This is a genomic window from Pseudomonas asiatica, assembly GCF_040214835.1.
Classification (GTDB): domain Bacteria; phylum Pseudomonadota; class Gammaproteobacteria; order Pseudomonadales; family Pseudomonadaceae; genus Aquipseudomonas; species Aquipseudomonas putida_Z.
This window is the reverse complement of the sequence record NZ_CP157874.1, coordinates 2,059,153-2,082,214: the sequence shown is the minus strand read 5'-3', so window position 1 is coordinate 2,082,214 and position 23,062 is coordinate 2,059,153. Positions and strand designations below refer to the sequence as shown.

20 protein-coding genes are annotated in these 23,062 nt (G+C 63.7%); 8 read left to right on the top strand and 12 right to left on the bottom strand.

What is annotated here, in order from left to right; genetic code table 11:
* Positions 1–267: 267 nt before the first annotated feature.
* From ABNP31_RS09415 to ABNP31_RS09385, 7 genes are all read right to left on the bottom strand, one after another.
* A complete protein-coding gene (locus tag ABNP31_RS09415) occupies positions 268–966 on the bottom strand; it encodes an HvfC family RiPP maturation protein (RefSeq protein ID WP_274079353.1) in 699 nt (232 codons plus the stop codon).
* Positions 959–1,807 (bottom strand): HvfB family MNIO-type RiPP peptide maturase, encoded by an 849-nt coding sequence (locus ABNP31_RS09410; RefSeq protein ID WP_238067537.1) that lies wholly within the window; start codon positions 1,805–1,807, stop codon positions 959–961. Before ABNP31_RS09410 ends, ABNP31_RS09415 begins: the two co-directional genes overlap by 8 nt.
* Positions 1,808–1,883: 76 nt before the next feature.
* A complete protein-coding gene (locus tag ABNP31_RS09405; RefSeq protein WP_013971966.1) occupies positions 1,884–2,375 on the bottom strand; it encodes an HvfA family oxazolone/thioamide-modified RiPP metallophore in 492 nt (163 codons plus the stop codon).
* Positions 2,376–2,538: 163 nt separating this feature from the next.
* Entirely contained in the window at positions 2,539–3,093 is a 555-nt protein-coding gene (locus ABNP31_RS09400; protein ID WP_085617600.1) for a DUF4174 domain-containing protein, read from the bottom strand.
* Between the two features lie 198 nt (positions 3,094–3,291).
* Positions 3,292–7,779, bottom strand: a complete 4,488-nt coding sequence (locus ABNP31_RS09395) for an NEL-type E3 ubiquitin ligase domain-containing protein (protein WP_350013223.1) — start codon at positions 7,777–7,779, stop codon at positions 3,292–3,294.
* Positions 7,780–7,860: 81 nt separating this feature from the next.
* Positions 7,861–10,221 (bottom strand): DNA polymerase II, encoded by a 2,361-nt coding sequence (locus ABNP31_RS09390; RefSeq protein ID WP_350013222.1) that lies wholly within the window; start codon positions 10,219–10,221, stop codon positions 7,861–7,863.
* Between the two features lie 153 nt (positions 10,222–10,374).
* Positions 10,375–11,295 carry a LysR substrate-binding domain-containing protein gene (locus ABNP31_RS09385; RefSeq protein WP_085592215.1) on the bottom strand — a complete coding sequence of 307 codons (921 nt, stop codon included), beginning with the start codon at positions 11,293–11,295 and terminating at the stop codon, positions 10,375–10,377.
* Between the two features lie 159 nt (positions 11,296–11,454).
* Here ABNP31_RS09385 and ABNP31_RS09380 point away from each other — a divergent pair, with 159 nt between their 5' ends.
* The 8 genes from ABNP31_RS09380 (at position 11,455) to ABNP31_RS09345 (ending at position 17,185) form a co-directional block, all read left to right on the top strand.
* A complete protein-coding gene (locus ABNP31_RS09380) occupies positions 11,455–12,243 on the top strand; it encodes a YqcI/YcgG family protein (protein WP_025338492.1) in 789 nt (262 codons plus the stop codon).
* A 2-nt stretch (positions 12,244–12,245) separates the two neighbouring features.
* On the top strand, positions 12,246–12,872 hold the full coding sequence (locus ABNP31_RS09375) for a LysE family translocator (protein ID WP_025338491.1): 627 nt from the start codon (positions 12,246–12,248) through the stop codon (positions 12,870–12,872).
* 39 nt (positions 12,873–12,911) lie between these two features.
* Positions 12,912–13,994 carry a hypothetical protein gene (locus ABNP31_RS09370; RefSeq protein WP_350013221.1) on the top strand — a complete coding sequence of 361 codons (1,083 nt, stop codon included), beginning with the start codon at positions 12,912–12,914 and terminating at the stop codon, positions 13,992–13,994.
* 138 nt (positions 13,995–14,132) lie between these two features.
* On the top strand, positions 14,133–14,828 hold the full coding sequence (locus ABNP31_RS09365; RefSeq protein ID WP_075044645.1) for a sel1 repeat family protein: 696 nt from the start codon (positions 14,133–14,135) through the stop codon (positions 14,826–14,828).
* Positions 14,829–15,051: 223 nt separating this feature from the next.
* On the top strand, positions 15,052–15,744 hold the full coding sequence (locus ABNP31_RS09360; protein ID WP_013971958.1) for an AzlC family ABC transporter permease: 693 nt from the start codon (positions 15,052–15,054) through the stop codon (positions 15,742–15,744).
* Positions 15,741–16,055, top strand: coding sequence for an AzlD domain-containing protein (locus ABNP31_RS09355; protein WP_085663178.1), 315 nt, complete (start codon positions 15,741–15,743; stop codon positions 16,053–16,055). The genes ABNP31_RS09360 and ABNP31_RS09355 overlap by 4 nt, the downstream gene beginning before the upstream one ends.
* Entirely contained in the window at positions 16,052–16,885 is an 834-nt protein-coding gene (locus ABNP31_RS09350; RefSeq protein ID WP_025338486.1) for an AraC family transcriptional regulator, read from the top strand. The genes ABNP31_RS09355 and ABNP31_RS09350 overlap by 4 nt, the downstream gene beginning before the upstream one ends.
* 72 nt (positions 16,886–16,957) lie before the next feature.
* Entirely contained in the window at positions 16,958–17,185 is a 228-nt protein-coding gene (locus ABNP31_RS09345; RefSeq protein ID WP_003260451.1) for a hypothetical protein, read from the top strand.
* A gap of 127 nt (positions 17,186–17,312) precedes the next feature.
* Here the strand turns inward: ABNP31_RS09345 and ABNP31_RS09340 are convergent, their stop codons facing one another.
* The 5 genes from ABNP31_RS09340 to ABNP31_RS09320 form a co-directional block, all read right to left on the bottom strand.
* Positions 17,313–17,795, bottom strand: a complete 483-nt coding sequence (locus tag ABNP31_RS09340) for a copper chaperone PCu(A)C (RefSeq protein ID WP_085663177.1) — start codon at positions 17,793–17,795, stop codon at positions 17,313–17,315.
* Entirely contained in the window at positions 17,796–18,404 is a 609-nt protein-coding gene (locus ABNP31_RS09335) for an SCO family protein (RefSeq protein ID WP_024086651.1), read from the bottom strand. It abuts the gene before it with no gap.
* A gap of 340 nt (positions 18,405–18,744) precedes the next feature.
* Positions 18,745–19,329 (bottom strand): Fe-S biogenesis protein NfuA, encoded by a 585-nt coding sequence (gene nfuA / locus ABNP31_RS09330; RefSeq protein WP_003250416.1) that lies wholly within the window; start codon positions 19,327–19,329, stop codon positions 18,745–18,747.
* Between the two features lie 58 nt (positions 19,330–19,387).
* A complete protein-coding gene (locus tag ABNP31_RS09325) occupies positions 19,388–20,422 on the bottom strand; it encodes an acyltransferase family protein (protein WP_085663176.1) in 1,035 nt (344 codons plus the stop codon).
* 234 nt (positions 20,423–20,656) lie between these two features.
* Positions 20,657–22,957: a fatty acid cis/trans isomerase gene (locus ABNP31_RS09320; protein ID WP_025338484.1), complete on the bottom strand. Its 2,301-nt coding sequence runs from the start codon at positions 22,955–22,957 to the stop codon at positions 20,657–20,659.
* Positions 22,958–23,062 lie beyond the last annotated feature (105 nt).

The following is a 23,062-nucleotide window of genomic DNA, read 5'->3' as shown; positions in this document are numbered from 1 at the left end:
CCCTGCTAGTGAACATTGACCCCTGGTAAGACCGTCGCAGACTGATGCCTCCGCTCCTACAGGCCCGATGCAGTGGCCTCAATGTAAACGGCACGCTGCGAGCTCACCACGATGTTGGCCAGAAGCAAAAAGCTTCCTCGAACAGGCCTGATACATAGATGCAACCGGGTTCCTATGTTCAAAAGCAGCTAGACAGTGTGGGCGAGTCCATACATAGGAGCGGCCTAGTGTCGCGATAGGGGCGCAAGGCGCCCCCCGTACCCGCACTCAACCTGTACCGATGATGACCCCCTGCTCGCGCAATCCCTCCAGCAACGCCAACCCTTCCTCCACAGCACCGCCCAACGCCTCCAACCGAGCCCGCCCACTGCCCTGTTCCAGTGCCAGCAACCGGTACGCCAGCGGCGCCAGGCGCGCGAAGCGCACCTTCAGCCCCGCATCGCGATAAACCAGCAACAAGGTCGGCGCCTCTGGCGCGACCGCTGGCTGGTAATCCGCCCCGATCCGCTCCACCGGCCAGCGATAGGCCAACACCCGCGCCACACACGACAACAGTGGCTCCCCTTCCAGCAGGTCGCCTGCCGGGTCATGGGCCGGGTCCTCGGCATCGCTCAGATACAACTGCGCCTCGACCCACTCATAGTGCGCCAGCTCCAGCTGCCAGGGCGCATCCAGCTCGATGCCTTGCAGGTAATCGACGAACGCTTGGGCAATCTCGGTGAACAACGGTGTCTGGCTGCGATAGTTGGCATAGAAATCTCGCACTCGGGCATGCCAGCGCGGTTCGCCCAACGCCTGGCGCATCACCGGAAAACTGCCGGCCAGCAAACCTTCGATAGCGCCATAGAACAGCTCGCGGTAAACCTTCAGGCGCCGGGCCTCCACGCCCGGCGGCGGCGCATGGCGCTGCGGGTCACGCAGGTGCCGGGCCAAGGTGTACTGCTGCTCACGCAAGGTCTCATTCATTTGCATGCCCTCCCGCAGCACACTGCACAGTGCGGATGCGCGCCGCCTCGGCGAGCAGTTCGGCCAGCGGCGGATAGTTGAAATCACGCTCGAGCACGGTCGGTTGCACACCGAAGCGCGCACAGGCTACCGCGTACAGCGCCCACACATCTTCCTTCACCGCAGCCCCGTGGGTGTCTACCTTGAGGTCCGGCGCTTCATCGTAATGGCCAGCCACGTGCATGCCGGTGACCCGCGCCTGGGGCAAGCCCGCCAGGAATTCGCGGGCGTCATAACCGTGATTGCAGGCATTGACGAAGACGTTGTTGACGTCCAGCAGCAGGTCGCAGTCGGCCTCATCGAGTACCGCGCGGATGAAGTCGAGTTCACTCATCGCCTGGTACGGTGCGGCGTAGTAGCTGATGTTTTCCACGGCAATGCGCCGCTCCAGGTATTCCTGGGCCTGGCGAATCCGCGTGGCCACATGGCGCACCGCTTCGTCGGTGAATGGAATGGGCATCAGGTCGTACAGGTGCCCGTCATCACTGCAGTAGCTCAGGTGCTCGCTGTACAGGCGCACCTGGTGGCGATCGAGAAACTGGCGGGTCTGGCCAAGGAAATGGCGGTCCAGCGGCTCGCTGCCACCCAGCGACAACGACAGCCCGTGGCAGGTAATGGCAAAACGCTCGGCCAACTGCGCCAGGCCCTTGCCGTAGGCACCGCCCACGGCAACCCAGTTTTCCGGTGCGCATTCGAGAAAGTCCACGGCGCCAGCCTCCATGGCCAGCAGTTCCGCCAGCAGGCCGCGGCGCAGGCCTAGCCCGGTCTGTAAAGGTACAGGGGACAAAGATGTGGGGTGCATGAACAGGTCTCCGCAACAGGCACAACGCCCCGCCTGACCAGCAGGAGGGGCGTTGCGCGGTTCATGGGGCAGAAGGTCAGGACTTGCCGGTCAGGTGGCTGAACAAGCCTTCGGGCATGGCCTTGCCATTAGCCTGGTAGATCGCCTTGAGGTGATCCGCAGCCTCCTGTTCGGAGATGAAGCCATCATGGTTGCTGTCGATCTTGTCGAAGTCGCCGGCACGGTCCTTGGCCACCGCCAGGAACTCGTCGCGCGAGACCTTGCCGTCGTGGTTGCTGTCGGTCTTGGCGAACGAGGCGTCACCACACTTGCCCTCGCCACATTTGCCTTCGGCACCGGCCTTGGCGCTGGCGCCGCACTTGCCCTCACCGCATTTGCCTTCGCCCTGGGTGGCCTTGGCGCTGCCACCACATTTGCCTTCACCACACTTGCCCTCGCCGGCCACCTTGGCCGAAGCCAGCTGGTAACCCTGGGCCAACGGCTCGACGGCAAAGGCGCTGCTGCTCAATGCCATGCTGCCGATCAGGGCAGCGCCGAGCAGGCCGAGGGTGTTTCGTACTTGAGTCATGGTGTCGCTCCACTGTGGTTGGAATGTGGAGCCATTAGGCCGTTGCGGTATGTCGTGGATGTATCGCGCGGGGTGCGGTTTTGTATGGGAATGGGTCTGCGGCGTGGGCAGATACAGTGGGATACACAACGGCCCCAAGGTGCCTCGGGGCCGTCGTGCAGGGTCAGTCTTCCAGCGGCTTGGGTGGCGCGGCCGGCTTGGCGGGTTTGGCAGGCTTGCTGTCCTTGGCCTTGGGCTCCGGGGCCGCCGCTGCCACAGGCTCCGGCGCCGTCACGGCTTTTTCGCTGGCAGGCAGATCATCGACCGCCTTGAGGATCACCTGCGGGTCGATGGCCTCGCCCTCCTCGTCGTCCTTGAGCATGTGCCGCTCACCGTCCTTGCCCACCAGGATCACCTTGGTGCCTTTGCTGGCACCCAGCTTCAACTCGCGGATCAGGGCCATGGTGGTCTGCTGCTCGAGGTTCTTGTCCTCACGCTTGCCCATCATGTTGGCAACGCTGTACACCACCAGGTTGCGCTCTTTGAAGGCGGCCTGGGTGGCCGGGTCCTTGAGGGCCTCGTTCAACCCACGCAAGGTCGGGTCGGCGCTGCTGGGCGCAATGACGACCAAGGGCCTGGCCTTGCCCAGTTCCTTGGCCAGCGGCGCGTCACTGTCGGCAGCAAACACAGGGCCGACAAGCGCGAGCAAGGTGGCGAGGGTCAGTGACCGGACGAGCATGCGTATCTCCTTATTCTCTCGATAAACCAGAAGACTACAGATCAGGGCGAAAGATCCGACGAGCGAGCGTAAACCAGCAAAAGGCCTCCATGTTTGAATGAACAGTAACCGGCGGTTACCAAGTGCGGTCACTCCACGTCCCGAGCCCGAAAAGTACCTCTATCACTTGTAGCTTGAGCATAGTCCAATGCGCCCTGGTCATGCCGGCCGTTGCAGAGCCTCGATGGTCAGTTGAAGCTCGGTCCTCTCGGTCCACAGCCTGATTTCCGCCATCAACCTGGCGGCGTCCTCGGCATTGGCATCCTCTGCCAACTGGTTCTGAAACCTTGGCGGCACTTCCAGTTCACGCACGTAGCGTTTCTCGAGATGATTTCTCCAGAAAGGTTGCTGGACCATCCACACTGCCACCGATTCGGCTGTCTCGTTACGCCTGACCTGATCAGCCGCGCGCATCACCGAAGCGTCATCCAGGTGCGGGATGCCCTCGTATAGCATGCTGCGCGCGTTGCCAGGCAGGCCCAGCTCCTCACGCAAGCGGATCGAGTAAGCTAGTACCCATTCGATCGACTCATTGCCCGCACCTGCAGCCTCAGCCTCGCGCAAGGCGATGAAGTCAACCTCCTGCTGCCTCCACAACTGCCGCGCCAGTTTCACCAGGGCTCGTTCCTGGCTGCCAGAAGGGGCGGCCTGCTCGGCTTCCCACACAAGGCATCGGATTTCAAGCTGCTGGAAGACCACTGTGGCATTGTCGGCGCAGTTCTCGACCAGTGCATTGGCGAAAATTTCATTGGCCAGTGCTGCTGAGCTGTCCACCTTTTCCATCATGGTCAAAACGCGTGCAGCCAGCATTTCCCCATATCGAGGATGGGTGAAGTCTTGCGAGCGCGTAAGCTGTTTCAGCAGTTGCATGAAGTTCGTCACCCCATCCATTTGCTCAACAGTGGCCCACAGGTTACCCAGATCTTCGCGTCTATCACCGTCCAGGCGGTCCACCCAGCGAAATTTGTGAGGGACCGAACTGTCCTCCGGAATGTTCCAGGCCTCCTGCACATCTACAGCCTGGTGCAGCAGCACAGGATTGCCTGACAGCGCCACGTAGCCGTCCCGCCACAACGGGGACTGGATGAAGTTGGGAGGCAACAGCGTGATGAAGTTGTTGGAAGCATCGAGCATGTACAACGTCTGACAGTCCGTGATGCCCTCGGGTAGCAATACCAACCCGGCATTGCGCAAACGCAGTTCGGCCAACTGGTTCATCTGTGCCACAGAAAAGGTCATGTTCAAGCGATTGTCCGAAAGGTTCAGGTAACGTAACCGGCTGCATTGCGCCAGCACTTGAGCCTGGGGCTCGTCCAGAGAGATGCGATTGCCGGACAAGTCGAGTATGCGCAAGTCATTGAGCAACGACAGGCTCGCTGGCAGACGTTGCAACTGGTTGTAGCTCAGTTCCAGGGACGTCAGATTGGGGAATGAGAGCAGGAACTGCTCTGGTACCTCTTTCAGCAACAGGCTGCGCAGGGAAAGTTCGGTAACGTGCGGGAAGCTGAAGAGTGGGCCCAATTCAGGCAATGAGCACAGGTCATACGCGCTGTACTGCCAAGTTAAAGCCAGACGTTGATGCTCAGGTGTAACTTGAGCGGGCACCCGTTCCCGCCAGCATTGCATGATTGCTTTGCGAAACCGCTTGCGCTCGGGTCGATCACGATTCAGCAACCCTCGCCACTCCCAGCTTTTCAAGTGGTCGTTCAACCTGCGGGCCTGCTCTTCGAGCACACCGAGTTCGGTGTCGGTATCACGCCCCGAAGCATGCAAGGTGGTCAGCCAGGCTTCGATCTGCTCGTCACTGTACGCTGGGTAAAGGTCGCGCAGACGCGCCTCGAACGCCCGGGGTCGAGATGCAGACCGGGCAAAGCATCCCTGGCAGCCGCCCAGCGGGTATCCGACCCTGCCATCCTCCAGGCGCACTGGCGCCAGCATCCATGGCTGTCGAGGGTTTTTGCCCAACACCTGGGCGAGTACCCTGCTGTGCCCGGGCATTTGCCGGGCCAACACTGCTCTCAAACCCGGGGCGTAGGGTTCAGTGATACCGAGTGCAGCACGATCGGCCGGGGCAAACGCATCCGCCAAGGTCTCGAACAGCTCGCCGGGGCCACTCATTTCGAGGCCTAGCGCATCTTCAAGCTCGAACCGCCCGTTGTCATGCACAAGCCTGTAGTTCTGCCCGTCGCCAGCAGTAGTCATTATCGGCTGCGGGCTATCGCCATCGTACAGCCGCCAGCGCGGCCTGGCCTCCCTGACATCCAGAGTCTCCAGCAGCGTCAGCGCGACCTTGGCCTGGTCCAGGGTCTGGGGCGTATCAATGAACAGCGCCTCGCAGGCACGCGCAACACGTATGCGCAGTACGCTCAGCCTGGCCCTTTCGACCAGCCGAAACGGCACCGTACCGCTGACCAGTGCCTGAAATTCCGCACCTTCTGCCGACAGCTCACCCACAAGCTCGCGCGCCGCTCGGCGATGCAGGCTCGGGAATGCCTTGCGCAAGGTTGCCACCGCCGCATCGTCTGGCTCCTGCTGCCCGTCATACACCTGTTGAAACAGCTGGCGCCGCCTTGCCGAGACCTGCGCCGCCAATGCTGGCCCGCCCTGCTCGGTGACACCAGGTAGGGCGCGAGCCTTCGCCAGCAACGGCGCGTCCTCCGGCACCCGCCCGAGCTTCAAATCGTCCAGCAGGGTTTGCAGCCGGCGATCGATCAGCAGGCGCTCTACGGTATCGACCAGCTCGGCCTCAGGTGGCCGGCCGTACACATGCAGCGCCCGTAGATGGTCTGCATCCAGGGCATGGACGGCCATGGCCTGGTCAATCTGTTCATCATCCAGGCGAGCGAAACGCTCACCAAGACGGCGGAACATCCTGTGCTTGTCTGTCCAGCTGGCCGGTTGCTCGGTCCATAGCCGCCAGGCACCGGCGTCATTGTGACGCAACAAAGGTCCATGACCATCTCGTGGTGCCAGTTGCCACTCTTCATCTGCGCGCTGGACGATTTCGTAGTTGTGGCCGTCCATGGTCATCCAGCTTCTGTTTTGGGCACGGTAGATGCCCATTGCATCGGCCACTTCCCCAGCGGGAGGTGCAGCGCTGCGAAACGGCACCAGGTCTCCATTCCAGAGTTTCTCGCTGCCGTCTTCCAGGCGCGCTGGCACCCATTGGTCCAATGCGGCCCAGGCCCGGCTCGCTTCCCGCCATACCACAGCGGTTACACCGATCACGGCCAGGTCTTTGGTCACGCTGAGCACATGCTCCATTGCTGCGCTGGTATCGCCCTCGCGCCAGTCTTCCACGGCCTGGAACAGCTCGCCCAGCAGGTCCCAGACCATTACCGCCAGCAGCAGCGCATTGAGTGCGGGGATGAACACGCCCGCCACCGTGGCCAGGGTCCAACCCTCGGCAACCAACCTTTGTTGATGGGCTTCCTGGGCCTTGCGGTCAAGGTCCGACACCGGCGTGGCAATCAGCGCGGCATCGTCCTTGATGTGGGCAATGCGCGCGGCAGCAAGGTGGGCGAACAACGGCAGCGGGTAGTCCCGCATGTGCTGGTCCATTTCCCGGGTTGCCCAATCGGCGACGCCCACCAGGTCCTTGGCAACCCTGGAGAAGAACTGCTGGCAGTCGCGCCGGCGTACGAAGCGTTTGAAGAAATCCTGATAGCGCTTGTCTCGCAGACGCTTGCCCAAGACCTTGCGGGTGAAGCTTTCCAGGTCGGGGCTTGCGCTCCAGGGACCGTGGGGGTCATCGGGAATATAGACAATGATCTTGCGGCTGACTTTGTCATGAAATACATCGAGTATCACGATCTGTTGCAGATCGCAGCCGAACGCCTTCAGTTGCCGGGCCACCACTTTCGACTCGTACAACGTGCCAGGTCTCCCGTGCTTGCATAGTTCCAGTACCAGCCCCAGTTCGGCAGCAGTCAGCACGCCATCGCTCTTGGCCTTGCACGCATCGATCAGCATGACCGAGCTGTAAAGCTGGGCAAGCGTCGAAGCCATGCTGCGCCAGCCGCTTGCCTGGCTGCTCGGCGCTTTGAGCACGCTGTCCAGGTGCTGTTGATAGCGCTTGCCCAGATCCAGCTGGCGGCACAAGCGTGCGAAAGCTGGCGCGGTTGGTGAGGCGAGCCGTTGCGACAGGCTGTCGACGATGCAGTTGTCCTTGTGCTGCTCGTTCCGCCCCTCGCCCGGCGTGAAGTTGTCCAGTGCCGCCTCGATCAGCGGTACCTCGAAATAGTCCTTTTCCAAAACCGGGTAGCGCCCCCACACGGTGCCCTGGCTGGGAGCGGTGTAGGTGTACCAGCGCCTGAAATACAGGCCATCGACATTTTCCTTGGTGCCGAACTGTTCCTGCATGGCGTTTTGAAGCAGCGGCTTGACGAAACGGTCGATGCCCTCGATTCGCGCAAGCTCCTTTTCCAGCCACTGTCGACAGGCCAGGCTGTCTTTCAATGCGTCGCGCAATGCAGCATGCTGCGATTCATACAAACCGTTGGCCGGGATGTTCTGCTCGGTCGGCGAGACGATACGCAGCCGGCGAATCCATCTGGGCAGTCGCTTGACGATGAGGTTGTCCTGATAGGCCTGCTCCATGGCCAGCGTATCGGCGGTTGGCGGTTGCTGCTTGGTGGGTGTAGTCACGTTGTTACGCCTCGGGCTTATCAAAAGGCCCGACACTAGACGCAGGCTTGCCAAGCGATAAGCTAGATAGGTACCACCTCTTCAGAACAGCGCCAGCTGCTGGCCGGTCAACCCTTCGAAACTGTCGCCAACAAAAGGCAGGATGGCATCGGCCACCGGCTGCAGCTGCCGCGTCAGGTAATGCTCGTAGTCCACCGGCGCTTGCAGGTTTTCCAGGGGTTCGGGGCCCGCCAGGGTGATCAGATAGCTGATCCAGCCGCCGCGCTGGTATTGCAACGGGCGACCAAGGCGGCGGTTGTAGTCATCGGCCAGCCGGGCCGCACGCACGTGCGGCGGCACATTGCGCTGGTAATCGGCTAGCGGCCGGCGCAAACGCTTGCGGTACACCATCAGCTCATTCAGCTCCCCGGCCAAGGTGCGCCGTACATAATCGCGCACATACGCCTGGTAAGGCTCCCCGCGGAAGATCCGGCCATAAAGCTCCTGCTGGAACTCCCGGGCCAGCGGCGACCAGTCGGTACGCACCGACTCCAGGCCCTTGTAGACCATCTGCTCGCTGCCATCGGCCCGCTGCACCAGCCCGGCGTAGCGCTTCTTGCTGCCTTCGTCCGTACCGCGGATGGTGGGCATCAGGAAGCGCCGGTAATGCACCTCGAACTGCAGCTCCAGCGCGCTTTCCAGGTTCATCTGCTCGCGCAGGTGTTCGCGCCACCACTGGTTGACCTGGGCCACCAGCTCACGGCCGATGCGTGCTGCAGCCTCCTCGCCGTGGGCGCCCTTGAGCCAGACGAAGGTGGAGTCGGTATCGCCGTAGATCACCTCGTAGCCCCTGGCTTCGATCAGCGCACGGGTCTGGCGCATGATCTGGTGGCCGCGCATGGTGATCGACGAAGCCAGGCGCGGGTCGAAGAAGCGGCAGCCGCTCGAGCCCAACACCCCGTAAAAGGCATTCATGATGATCTTCAGCGCTTGCGACAGCGGCGCGTTGCCCTCGCGCTTGGCCGCTTCCCGGCCCTGCCATACCCGCTCGACGATGGCCGGCAGGCAATGCTCGCTACGGGAAAAACGCCCACCGCGGAACCCTTCCACCGAGTGTTCATCATCGGGCAGGCGCAAGCCTTCGACCAGCCCCACCGGGTCGATCAGGAAGGTACGTATGATCGACGGGTACAGGCTCTTGTAGTCCAGCACCAACACCGAGTCGTATAGGCCCGGGCGCGAATCCATGACGAAGCCACCGGGGCTGGCTTCGTCGGGGCGGCTGCCGAGGTTGGGGGCGACGAAGCCCAGGCGGTGCATCTGCGGGATGTACAAGTGGCAGAGCGCGGCCACCGAACCACCGCTGCGGTCCACCGCAAGGCCGGTGACCGAAGACCGCTCCAGCAGGAATTCGAGCAGGCGGGTGTGGGCGAAGATGCGCGTCACCAGCTCGCAATCCTTGAGGTTGTAGCGCGCCAACGCCGGCTTGTCCTCGGCGAAGCGGCGGTTGATTTCATCCATGCGCTGGTACGGCGTGTCGATGGCCTTGCCTTCACCGAGCAAGGTCTGGGCGACACTTTCGAGGCTGAACGACGGGAAGCTCCAGGTCGCCGAGCGCAGCGCCTCGATGCCGTCGATCAGCAGCCGCCCCGGGGCATCGGCGAACACGTGGCCACCACCGGCATGGCTGCGCAAGGTCATCGGCGCGCCATTGCGTCCCAGTGCCAGCGGTACCTGCAGCAGCTTGGCGTACTCATGCAGCAGGCGCAGGTCGAACTGGATCAGGTTCCAGCCGATGATTGCATCCGGGTCGTGCTCGGCCATCCACTGGTTGAGGCAGGCCAGTATGTCGGCGCGGTCGGCGCAGTAGTGCAGGTCGAAGTCGAGGTCATCAGCCGTGCCGTTGGCCGGCCCGAGCATGTACACCTGGCGCTGGCCACAGCCTTCCAGGGCAATGCTGTACAGCTCGCCCCGCTCGCTGGTCTCGATGTCCAGCGACACCAGGCGCAGCGGCGGGCGATAACCCGGCAGGGGCTTGAGCTGGGCATCGCAGAGCACACCCTGGGCATCCGGTTGGCCGGTGAACTGCACCGGGGCGGTGATGAAGCGCTCCATCAGGTAGCGCTCGGGCGGGCGAATATCGGCTTCGAACACCTCGATACCGGCCGTGCGCAGGCGTTGCTCCAACTGCATCAGTTGCCGGTGCTGGCGGCAGTACAGGCCCAGCACCGGGCGCTGGTCAAAGTCCTTCAGCTGCAGCGGCCGCAACTCGACACCGGCTTCGTTGGCCAGCAGCACCCGCGCGTGCGCTTCCTGCTCCTGGGGGATGAATGCCACCGATACCTGTGGCGCCAGGCGCAGCTGCCGTGGCCCCTGGTCGGTGGCCAGCCAGAATTCCACGCAGGTGCCTTCGGGCGTGTCATGCCAATGTCGGGTCAGGACAAAGCCCTGCTGCAACTCCACCGCGTCGACCTCTGAATCGTTTGTTGTGCTGATTGCGGGATTCTACCGCTGACGCACCGTCGCAGCGCATTTTGTTGGGCCCCGCAGGTGTTTGCCGAAATATTTTCAGCGCCGGGCGCTTGCCGGCGGCCGGGCGTTTGCTCGAACGCGTGTTCAACCGTACAGGTAATTGATGTCCTTGCAGGCCAGCGGTGGCACCTGGCCTAGCAGGAACTCGCGCAGCTTGTGCATCTGCCGCGCCTTGGGGCTGGCCTTGAGCCAGGTCATGTAATAGCCGTCGCCGGTGGCCACCGCGTGCTTGAACGGTGTGACCAGGCGCCCGGCCAACAGGTCGGCGCTGGCCAGCACCAGGTCGACCACCGAAATACCCAGGCCTTGCTGTGCGGCCGAGATGCCCTGGTCGAGAGTATCGAACACTTGCCCGTGATCGATGCTGATGTCCAGCGCATCCATGCGAGCCAGCCAGCGCCGCCAGTCTCGTCGGTCAGGGGACGGGTGCAGGAATTCGCACTGGGCCAGGTCGGCAAGGACCGGTTGAGCCTGGGCCATGTAATCCGGGTGGCACACCGGGATCAGCCATTCATCGAACAGCTTGAAACTCTCGATATCGGCGGGAAAACGCCCGTTGGCCAGGAGGATCGCACAGTCGTAGGGCTCGGAGTAGAAGTCCACGCTGTCGATGTCCATCCACACGCTGGACAGCTGCACGCTGCAGTTGTCCTCGACCTTCTTGAACGCATCCAGCGCCCGCAGCAGCCAGCGCACGGTCAGCGTGGACGGCGCCTTCAGACGCAGGCCGTAGCGGTCCTGACGCAGCAGGGCGCAGGCATTTTCGATGATCTTGAAGCCAACCTTGAGTTCCTGCGCCAGCAGGCGGCCGTGCTCGGTCAGGGCCAGCTTCGGCCCGCGGCGTTCGAACAGGTCGCAGCCGAACATGGCTTCGAGGGTCTTGATGTGGTGGCTGACGGCGCCCTGGGTCAGGGCCAGCTCTTCCGCGGCACGGGTAAATGAGCCATAGCGAGAGGCCACCTCGAAGGCACGCAGCGCGTGCAAAGCCTGAATCCGTTCCGACATGGCGACGCCCTGAGCATGAGTAAGACTAATAGTAGGTCATAGTTCCACGCGTTTTACAACGCCAAGGACGTCTCGGAAAATGCGGGTAAATAATAAACATAACCAAGATCCTGCCTGCATGTGACTTGAACGTTCATCAAATTTACGCCTGGGGAAATCATGTCGACGGGTTATGGAACTTGCTATCGCCTGGATGCGCTAGAGCTGGCCGCTGACCATGTGCGCAACGCGCGACATTGGACCTACAAAGCCGTAGAACATTTTCGCAGTGTCCTCGCCAACCCCGAGTTTCCCTGCCTGTTCGGCCGCAAGGCGGTAAACGGCGCAACCTGCCACATCCTCTTCGCCCGCGCCGGGCAGCTGGCCGATGACATCGCCATGGGCCTGGCCGACTACGTGCGCACCGTCACACCTATCCCACCCAAGCAGCGTATCGGCAGCCCACTGGTGGTGTTTCTCGAAACTGCCGCCGACTACACCCTGGCCGAGCAACAGGCGCTGGCCTGGAAGGTGTTGCGTGGCGTGCACGCGCGCGACCCGCATCCCTGGCCGCAGGGCATCCCGACCGACCCCGACGACAACGCCTGGTCGTTCTGCTTTGCCGGCATGCCGCTGTTCATCAACATGAACTTCCCCGGCCACCAGCAGATGAAAAGCCGCAACCTGGGGCCACACATCACCTTCGTCATCAACCCGCGGGCGAACTTCGACGAAGTGGCCAACGTCAACACCGAAAGCGGCCATCGTATCCGCGAACGCATCCGCGAGCGCGTGCACCACTACAACGACGGCGTCATGCCCGACACCCTTGGTTTCTTCGGCGATGCCGACAACTACGAGTGGAAGCAGTACCAACTGCAGGAGGCAGGGTCGCTCAACCCGTCCCGCTGCCCGTTCCACGCCCATGCCGTACAGCCGGCAACACCCGACATACTGATCGAGACCTGACCGTGAATACCGCACTCACCGCTACCTACGCCCTTACTGTCCTGCTACTGATCGCCACCCCCGGCCCGGTGGTGGCACTGATCGTCAACACCGCGGCCGCCTCCGGCTCACGCAAGGCCATGTTCACGGCTGTGGGTACCAACTGGGCATCACTGGTGCTGATCGGCGCGGCGGCCTGGATCATCCTCACCAGCGCCGCCATCGACAAGGCCTGGCTCAGCGCCATGAGCCTGCTGGGTTGCCTGTTCATCGGCTACATTGCCGTCGGCACGCTGCGGGACGCCCTGCAGGCGCCGGCAGCCGAGGCACCGGGCGAGCTCGCCAAGCCTGGCCGCGGCGGGCTGCTGCAAGGTTTCATGGTGGGCATTTCCAACCCGAAGGACATCATCTTCTTCATCGCCTTCTTCCCGCAGTTCATCCAGATCACCGAGTCGTTCGGCAAGAGCATGGTGGTGCTGTCGATGCTGTGGGTGGCCATCGATTTTGCCGTGCTCAGCCTGTACATCTTCGCCATCGGCAAGATCGCCTCGCAGCGCAGCAACCGCATGATCAGCCTGGCCTCGGGGGTCGCCCTGCTGCTGATCGCCGCCGGCGGCCTGCTGTACAACGTCAAGGAGCTGGCGGCCTGAACGTGATGCAAGGTGCCCGCTGCAACAGAAGGAGAACCCATGACCGCGACTGACACGACCTCGTCGCCTTCGCCGTTGCAACAGGACTACCAGCGCTTTCTGCTGCTGGGCAGCCGGCGCGCCCCGCACACCGTGCATGTGCACGAAACCGGCTACCGCTCCGGCACCATCAACACCGATGCCCTGGGCCTGCGCTACAGCCATTTTGCCGGCAAGCGCTTTTCGGCAGCCGAGCGCGGTGGTGCGTCACGCATCAACCTGCTGGTCGGCGGCTCCACCGCCCTGGGCATCGGTGCCAGCTCCGACGAACACACGGTGGCCTCGCACCTGTCGATGCTGACTGGCGAAGTCTGGCTGAGCCTGGCTGGCTGCGGGCTCAATGCCAGCCAGGAGCTGCTGATGTTCCTGACCCACCAGCACCGCCTTGGCCAGCTCGGCCATGTGGTGGTGCTCAGCGGCCTCAACACCCTGGCCCACGAAGCCCTCTGCGAAGTCCTCGCCAGCCTGAGCGACCCGCGGCACGCCAAGGCCTACCAGGATTTTCTCAACAGTTTCAGCGAAGGCATGCAGCCCGCGGCGGCGCCCCGCCGGCAATCGCTGTGGCGACGCATCGGCCAGGCGTTGGCCACGCCCTCGGTCGCAACACCTGCCACCTGGCCGCTGTCACCCCCGGAAAAGCGCCTGGCCCGTGCCGCCGACAGCATTGGCCGGACCTTGCGCCAATGGGACCGGCTGCTGGCAGACAGCCATTCCACCCTCACCTTCATCCTGCAGCCGTTGCTGCCCTGGTGCCGGGATAGCCTGCCCGCTGGCGAGCAGGCCATGCTGGACGCGCTACAGCGGCGACCGGCGAATTTCGACCGGCTGCTGGACGGCGCGTTCGACAGCCAGTTGCACTCGGCCTTCTTCCGTCGCATCAAGAGCCAGGCCGACCCGGTGCCCTGCTATGACATGAACTGCATGCTCAGCAGCTCGCCGGTGTTCGGCGCCGACCTGTTCATCGACCGCCTGCACCTGAACGACCTGGGCAACAATGCCCTGGCCAAGGTCATTACCGCCAAGCTTGGCCTGGCCCAGGAAAAACATGCCCAGCGCAAGGTCACGCCGATCAAGCTCGTCTGACAGTTGCCAGGTGGTCTTCCGGCCAGGCCACTTGGGTGGCTAGAATAGGCCGTCGTTCCGATCTGCCCGAGGCGCACGCTTGACCGCCATGAACATCGAAGCCATCCATCAGTACCTGGCACCCCATGGGGCTTGCCTGTGAGCCGCATGCTTCGCTTGCCCCCACTGTTGATCGCCCTGATGCCGCTGGCCGCGCACGCGCTGGAAGTGCGCATCGACCCTCATGCCGACCTGCTCTACCGCCAGGCCTTGCCCCTGCTGGAGCAGGCCGACAGCCAGGACGACGGCGCCAGCACGCTGCGCACGGCCATCGGCGGCGACCCGGAGCTCAGCCGCCAGGGCCAGGCCATGGCCCACACCCTGCCGACAGCCGTCGCCTTGCTGAAAAAGTCCGTGGAGCTGGGCCACCCGGTCGCACAGTACCGCCTGGCGCTGTACTACATGACCTACCTGCCCGCCGCGCAAATCCCGGATGCCGCCTGCCCGCTGCTCGAAGCCAGCCTCAGACAGGGCTTTGCCGCGCCGGCGCCGGCCATCGCCACCTGGTGCCCGCCCTATAACGTCAGCAGCGAGTACCGCACTGCGCTGGAGGCCATCCCCAACATGGCCACCGTATATGCCCCCTACTACCCGCAACCGGCCACGCGCCTGGCCTGCAACCGCAACCGGCCACAAGGCCTGGAAATGCAGTGGGGGCGCCAGCGTGACTACCAGGCCGAGGTATACCGCCTGCTCGGCGACCTCGACCCGCAGCACCGCCAGAGCCTGCTGCAGAAGGCCGTGGATACCAACGGCTGCGTGACAGCGCAGCAGCACCTGACCAGCCGTCCTTAACACGGACACGGCTCCCGTGTAGGAGCGGCCTTGTGTCGCGATGGGGCGCGCAGCGGCCCCGGCAATATCTGCGGCGAAGCTGAAATCCTGGGGCCGCTGCGCGCCCCATCGCGACACAAGGCCGCTCCTACAAGGGACCGTGCCAGGCATAGCAAGATCGTTCAAGCCATCCCCCGCCCCGTCTGGCATGCTGGCCTGCCAACGTACACGCACTGCAGCCACCATGCCCCACATCGCCCGCCAAGCCTTTCTCCACGGCGCCATCGCCATTCTCCCGTTGTCCCTGGCCGTCGCCCCCTGGGGCCTGCTGGCCGGCTCCATGGCCATCGAGGCCAACCTCAGCGCCTGGGAGGGGCAAGGGCTGTCGGCCATTGTCTTCGCCGGTGCCGCGCAACTGGTGGCGATCGGCATGCTCAAGGGCGGCGCCAACCTGGCGTCGATCCTGCTGACCACCCTGCTGCTGACCTCGCAGCACCTGCTGTATGGCCTGACGATGCGCCCGGTGCTGTCCAGCCAGCCGCTGCGCTGGCGCCTGGGCCTGGGCTTCCTGCTCACCGACGAGTTCTTCGCCCTGACCAGCCAGTACGACCAGCAGCAGTTCAACCGCTGGTACGCCCTGGGCGTGGGCCTGACCTTCTACGTCGCCTGGAACCTGTTCACCCTGGCCGGCATCCTGCTGGGGCAGAACATTCCGCACCTGGACCAGCTCGGCCTGGACTTTTCCATTGTCGCCACCTTCGTCGCCCTGATCGCGCCGCTGGTGCGCAACCTGGCCACGCTGGTGTGCGTGGCGGTGTCGCTGTTCTGTTCGGTGCTGTTCAGCTACTGGCACTGGGAAACCGCCCTGGTGGCCGCAGGCCTGCTGGGCATGAGCGCCGGTTTCGTCTGCCAGAAATTCGCCGGAGCCCGCGCATGACCTGGGTCCTGATTCTTGCCATGGGCGCCATCGTGTTCCTCAACCGCTATGCGTTCCTGGAGCCGCGCCTGCCCTTGCGCCTGAGCTCCAACGCCCGGCAGTTCCTCGGTTTTGCCGTGCCGGGCATGCTCACCGCAATCTGCGGCCCGATCATCTTCATGCCCGAGCACCTGTTGAACCTGAGCCTGCTCAACCCCTACCTGCTGGGTTCGCTGGTGGCCATCGCCCTGGTGCTGTTGACCCGCAGCGTGTTGCTGAGCATGCTGGTGAGCATGTTGATCTTCTTCCTCCTGCGCAGCTGGCTGGCATGAGCACGCCCCTGCGCGAGCAGACACACCTCTGGCAGGCGCCGGCACTGGGCGACGTCGAGATGCTGCACGCGCGCTATTTCCAGCAGCGCTTCGCACCGCATGTGCATGAAGGCTATGTGTTCACCGTGATCGAGTCAGGCGCCCAGCGCTTCTGGCATCGCGGCAGCGAGCACCTGGCGCCGGTCGGCAGCATGGTGCTGATCAATCCCGACGAGCTGCACACCGGGGCCACCGCCCACGAAGCGGGCTGGCGCTACCGAGGGTTCTACCCGGAACATGAACGGGTAACCGGGGTGCTCGACGAACTGGAACTGGGCCGCCACGGCATGCCCAGCTTCAAGGACAGCGTGATCCACGACCCGGCCCTGGCGCTTGCCTTCAGCCAGTTGCACCAGCTGTCCGAAGCCGGCGCCAGCGCCCTGCAGCAGCAGACCGCCTGGCGCCAGGCGGTGCTGGCCCTGGTGCAACGGCACGGGCAATGCGCCGAACCTGCCGCCCCTGGCCACGAACCGCTGGCAGTGGCCCGCGCCCGTGAGCTGCTGGAAAGCCAACTGGCCGACCCGCCCTCGCTCGAGGCCCTGGCGGCGGCGGTCAACTTGTCACCATTCCATTTCGCCCGGGTGTTCCGCCAGGCCACCGGCCTGCCGCCACATGCCTGGTTGAAGCAGCGGCGCCTGGCCCGTGCGCGGGAAATGCTAAAGCGTGGCTGGGCTGCCTCGGAGGTGGCGTTCGACCTGGGCTTTGCCGACCAGAGCCATTTGAGCCGGCAGTTCAAGCAGGCCTATGGGGTAACGCCAGGGGCTTATCGCAGCGCCTGCCTGCAAGGCTGAGCTGCGACAGCCGGCCTCAGGCAGGCCGGCCAGCCACTGCTACACTGACAAGGCTGAATGGAGGATCCTGCCATGTCCGAAAGAGAGCTCACTACCCTCCTGTCGCTGATGAACCAGCGCCAGGCCTGCCTGAGCAGTGCCTGCAAGGAGATAGCCGACTGGATCGACCGGCAGGGCGACGTGCCCGCCGCCGGCAAGATCCGCGCAAGTCTCAAGGCCCTGGAGGCCGATGAGGCCCAGGTCCGCAAGACCTTGACCTCGCTGACCCTCGACAGGCCGCTGCCCAAGTTTCGCAGCTGATTGAACCGGGGCTGCCTGGCAGCCCATCGCGACACAAGGCCGCTCCCACAGGGGATGCGCGTTCTCCTGTGGGAGCGGCCTTGTGTCGCGATGGGGCGCAAAGCGCCCCCCAAAGGGTTCAGCCTGATCAGTGCTTCATGTGCATGTGATCATGCCCACCGCCCGCCTCGGCGTTGAGCGCACGCACTTCGGCCTGTACGTCCAGGGTTTCCTTGGCCCCCTTGGCATCTTCGATGGTCAGGGTCAGCGGCACTTTCTCGCCTTCCTTCACCTGGTTGTTCAGGCCCATCAGCATCACATGCAGGCTGTTCGGGTCGAGGGTTACGGCCTTGCCGGCCGGCAGCTCGACCGCCTGGACCTCACGCATGCCCATCACATCGCCGTTCATGGTCATCTCGTGCACCTGCACGGTCTTGGCCACAGGCGAAGCCACGCCCACCAGCTTGCTGTCGCTGCTGGCGGTCAGGGTCATGAAGGCACCGGTGGACTGCTGGTGCGGCACGGTCGCCCGCACCCAGGCGTCGCTCACGGTGGTCTGGGCCAGGGCCGGCAGCGCCAGGCCCATCAGGACCAGGGCAGCCAGGCCGTGCTTGATCGGTTGCATCGACATTCAGCAGATCTCCATCAGGGTGACCAGGTCTTCGGCGCATTCCTGGGCGGTCAGGGAATGGCCCAGGCTCAGGCGCAGGGTGCCACGCGTATCGTAGACGTAGCTGGTGGACGAGTGAGAGACGGTATAGGTATCACCCGCCGGGACTTTCTCGTAGAACACCTTGAACTCTTTGGCCACCGCGGCGATTTCCTCGGGGGTGCCGGTCAGCGCGGTGAACGACGGGTCGAACGCCTTCACGTAGGCGTCGAGCACTTCGGGGGTGTCGCGCTCCGGGTCCAGGGTAATCAACACAACCTGGAACAGGTCGCGATCGCGACCGCGCAGCAGCTTGCGGATTTGCGCAGCGCGCGCCAGGGTGGTCGGGCACACGGCCGGGCACTGGGTGAAGCCGAAGAAGATCATCGGCATGCTGCCGTAGAAGCTCGACAGGGTGCGCACATTGCCTTGGGTGTCCTTGAGGCTGAACTTGCGCCCAAGGATTTCGTTGCTCATGTTCTTGCCGTACTTGAACTCGAGCCCCCGGGCCGGGCTGCAGCCTGCGAGCAGGCCAAGCCCGAGAACGCCCATCCCGGCGACAACTGCGCGCCGGGTATATAGATCATTCATGAAACCATCCTTTACAGGGAAGGTGCCGGCCCTCGGGACGGGCCGGTCGAAAAACCGGGGCATTCTGGCACGACACCCCGAGGGGTTCTACCCGACGAAGGCAAGGATCGGCTGCAGCCCTTTGAATACGGGCTGCGGCCTGTTGTCGCAGGGGTTGAAACGGTAACACTTTGTTGCTAAGGAAGTGGGTTCAACGCGATCCCTGCAGGAGCGGCCTTGTGTCGCGAAAGGGCCGCGAGGCGGCCCCGGCAATACCAGCTTCGCCGCCAATATCCCGGGGCTGCTCCGCAGCCCTTTCGCGACGCAAGGCCGCTCCTACACACGACAGAGCGCGTCAGCCTCAGTAGTAGGCGTTCTCTTTCTGGCTGTGGTCAGTCACGTCACGCACGCCCTTCAGCTCGGGAATACGCTCGAGCAGGGTACGCTCGATGCCTTCCTTCAGGGTCACGTCGGCCTGGCCACAACCCTGGCAACCACCACCGAACTGCAGCACGGCGATGCCGTCGTCGACCACATCCACCAGGCTCACCTGGCCGCCGTGGCTGGCCAGGCCGGGGTTGATCTCGGTCTGCAGGTAGTAGTTGATGCGCTCGTTGATCGGGCTGTCTTCGTTGACCATCGGCACCTTGGCGTTCGGCGCCTTGATGGTCAGCTGGCCACCCATGCGGTCGGTGGCATAGTCGACCAGTGCGTCTTCCAGGAACGGCACGCTGACCGCGTCCAGGTAAGCGGTGAAGCTCTTCAGGCCCACGGCGGTGTCGTCAGGCTTCTCTTCGCCCGGCTTGCAGTAGGCGATGCAGGTTTCGGCGTACTGGGTGCCCGGCTGGGTGATGAAAATGCGAATGCCGATGCCAGGCGTGTTCTGCTTGGAGAGCAGATCGGCCAGGTAGTCATGGGCGGCGTCGGTAATGGTTATAGCGCTCATGTAGGTTCCTCACAGACTTGCGGCCAAGTGTACGCCAACCCGGCCTTCGAACAAAGTCCTAGTATTTGACTCGGGAAAGCGCATATTCAGGGGCCTGCCCCCGTGGCGCCGCCAGCCAGGCCTGCATGCGCCGGTACAGGCCGCGCTCCAGCCACTGGTAGCTGAACCACGACATTAGTCCAATGGACGGCACGCACAGGGCGAACACCAGGTACGGGTTCAACTGCAGGCGCTGGCTGGCGAACCAGCCTGCGTACAGCACCAGCACATGGACCAGGTACACCGAATACGAACAGTCACCCAGCGCCTTGAGCAGCCGGTTGCCGCGGAACACCGGCTCCAGGGCGACGAAGGCCAGCACGATCATTGCGCTCGGCACGCCCCAGTGCAGCAAGCGCCGGGAAGCGTCCAGGTGGTAGATGGCAAGGCTTGCAACCGCCAGCAATGCCAACGGCAGCCAGCGGCCCTGGTGGATCAGCCCGCGACGGTGCAGCACGCCCAAGCCGATGCCGAGCAGGAATTCGTAGATGATGTCGTTGCTGTAGAAGCGGCTGAGCACGCCCAGTCGGCCCAGTATCTCGCTGGCCAGCAGCAGCGCGGCGGTGACCAGCAACTGGTGATGACGCTGGCGCACCAGGAAGGCCAGGCCGAACAGCAGGTAGAAGAACATCTCGAAGTTCAGCGTCCAGCCCACGTTCAGGGTCGGGTACAAGCCGTAGCCACCGGGGTTTTCCGCCGGAATGAACAGCAGCGACAGCAGCAGATGGTGCCAGCTGAATGCCTGGTGCGGCATCCATTGGCTGAAGGCCAGCAGCAGGGTTGCCATCAGCGCCGTGTAGAACCAGTAGGCCGGGACGATACGCAGCGCCCGGTTGAGCAGGAACTGGCGAGGCTCGATGGCCTTGTCGCAAGTCGACAGGTAGATGACCAGCCCGCTGATGACGAAGAAGATGTCGACGCCTGCGGCGCCGCGGTCGGTGAGCAGTTGGCCGATGGGGCCGGAGGCTTGGAAGTCGAAGAAGATCTGCATGAAATGGTGGCAGACCACCACCCAGGCGGCGAACGCCCGCAGTGCTTGAAGCGAATACAGCATGGAGAACCCTGCAATTGCCGGTGCATTGAGGCCTAGGCTCGAATGCAGGGGCGAGCGCTACGCGCTCGTTCGCGGGTAAACCCGCTCCCACAGGGTTAGCGCTGACCTCGAGAGCGGTGCCATACCTGTGGGAGCGGGTTTACCCGCGAAGGGCTGCAAAGCAGCCCCTTGCAATCGATCCGGACCACCCAGCAAGTCCGACCGCAGGGTAATCGGAAAGGTCAGCCCAACCGATCAGAGGTTCTCGTAGCGGTTCATGTCCAGCACGCCCGCCTCGACTGGTTCGGTCTCCTTGATAAAGCTGTTCAGGTCATGGAAATAGCGCCAGAACTCTGGGTGACTGCGACGCACACCCCAACGCATGACGATGCGCTCGAACCTGGCCGGGTCATCTTTCGCATACTCCATGTCCTCGACGAACTCCGGCACATCCTTGGTCGGGATGTTGAAGATGAAGTTGGGGTAGCTGCTGAGCACGCCCGGGTACAGCGTCAGGGTATCCAGCCCCGGCTGGTAGCGGTAAGCCTCGCCCAGCAGGAACGCCACGTTGCTGTGCGCGCGATTGCGCAGCAGGCTGTACACCTGGCGCTGGCCGCCCTGCCCTTCGATGCGCAGCATGGTCGCTTCGGGCAGCTGGTTGATCACCTTCAACCCGGCAGCCGGGCGCGACACCAGGCGGCTGAGCGACTGCTCGGCATTGCGGAACTCTTCGCTCACCTGCGGCCGCGAGCAGAATGCGCCCTGGCAGCGGTTGATCGGGTCAGGCGCGGCATTCAGGCTGCCGGTACGCTGCAACAGCTTCAGGCCGAAGTCGCGCTTGGGGTTGCGCGGGTCGAGCTGGATGCCGCTCGGGGTGTCGGTGTCGATGTCTTCATAATCCATCCACATCTTCACCTTGCCGCTGTTCTGGTACCAGTCGCCGAGGATCGCCTTGCGCTGGTCGGCCGGCATCAGGCGCAGGAAGTTGACCTCGGCGCCGTTGCGGATCAGGTCGAAGTACAGGCGCGTCTGCAACTGGTGCGAGACGTTGCCGAACACATCGAAGTTGACCGCCAGCTGGTAATAGGTGCGCTCGAACAACGGGTAGTCGAACAGCCACACGGTCAGCGGCACATCACCGATCAGGCCTTTGGTCACCGAGGCGCTGTCGAAGTGGCGGAAAATGCTCAGCAACGCGTTGTCGTTACCGGCCCACAGCGTCGCCCAGCCTGGTGCCGGCATGTCGGCATAGGCTTCGCGGCGCAGTTTTTCGTACTCGTTGCGCTTGTCACGGTAGGCGTGCCACAGGCTCAGCACGCTGCCCACGTCATCGATCTGCCCAGGCATGGCCAGCAGCGGCGTGGCCTCGCCACGGTACTTGGCATCGGTGATGTAGCGGTCGTGGGCCGGCTCCTGGAACAACGCCCAGAAGTTGTCGCGGATCACGTCGGTGGCGATCTGCCCACGGCATACCGGGCCACGGATGAAGGTGCGCACGAAGTACTCGGCGTTATCCAGCATGAACTGGTAGCGCGCCACGGCCGGGATCGCTTCGAAGGTTTCGAACGGGTTGGCCCGGTGGCGCGGGCCGTAGCCTGGCAGCGCGGTGGCATGCCAGTCGCCGGCGTAGAACAGTTGCTTGACCCGCTTGAGCTTCTGCGGCCCCATCGGGTAGGTGATGTGCGTCTTGTGCACGATCACGCCCTGCACCGGGATCAACCGGTAGTAGAAGTCGGTGCCCGGCGGGTCGTTGGGGCGGCGCGTGGCGATCAGGTCGACCGGCTGGCCGCTCGGTGTACGCGAACGTACCCACTGGAAGAAGTGGCCCTGCTCGCCACCAACGAAATAGATGTGCGCCAGGAACAGGTGCTCGTACAGCCAGCGGCCGACCAGCGCCTCGGTGGAGCCCGGGCGGTTGAGCAGCTCTTCCCAGTCGGCAATCTGCTTGGCTTCGGCCGCACTTGGCTTGATCGGCTGGTACTCGACCGGCGCACCGGCGGCCAGCCAGCGGCGCATGGTGTCGTATTCCTTGTCGGTCAGGCCGGTCACCGCCAGTGGCATGCCTTCCTTGGGGTGGGCGCCGGCATAGGCATCGAACTCATGCGGCAACGGGCACATGTTGTTGCGGTTCAGGCCCAGGACGATTTCCTCGGGCAGCTTGGCGTTGGGCGTGAGCGGGGTCTTGTGCCCCAGCTCGAGCATGCGCGCCATCAGCGCAGCCTGGCTGCCCTGGTTGTCGAGCACCGAGTAGAAGCCCTTCTTGCGCCACTCGCCCTCGCTGTGGGCGTCGTAGAACAGCCGCGTGGTGGGCACTGCCTTGCTGCGCTCGCCCTGGTACACCGGAACCTTGGTGGCGCCGCGCACCGCACCTTCGGGGCTTTCCAGCTTCAGCTGGCAGGCGGCGTCGTTGCAGGCGTGGCAGGCCACGCATTTCTCGGTGAAGATCGGTTGAATGTCCCGGGTGTAGGAAATAGCCGGGCTCGACTGGGGGGCTTGCCCGAACGCCACACTGCTGATGAGCAGGGCGAAAACGCCGGCAAGAATACGATGCACCATGTGCGGAAAGTCCTGGGTATTGAAAGCCATCACGATTTGTTGCCTGGTCGTCCTTGGGTGCCCTGCTTCGCCGACGCCCGCCCAACATGAGCCATTTTCATGCAA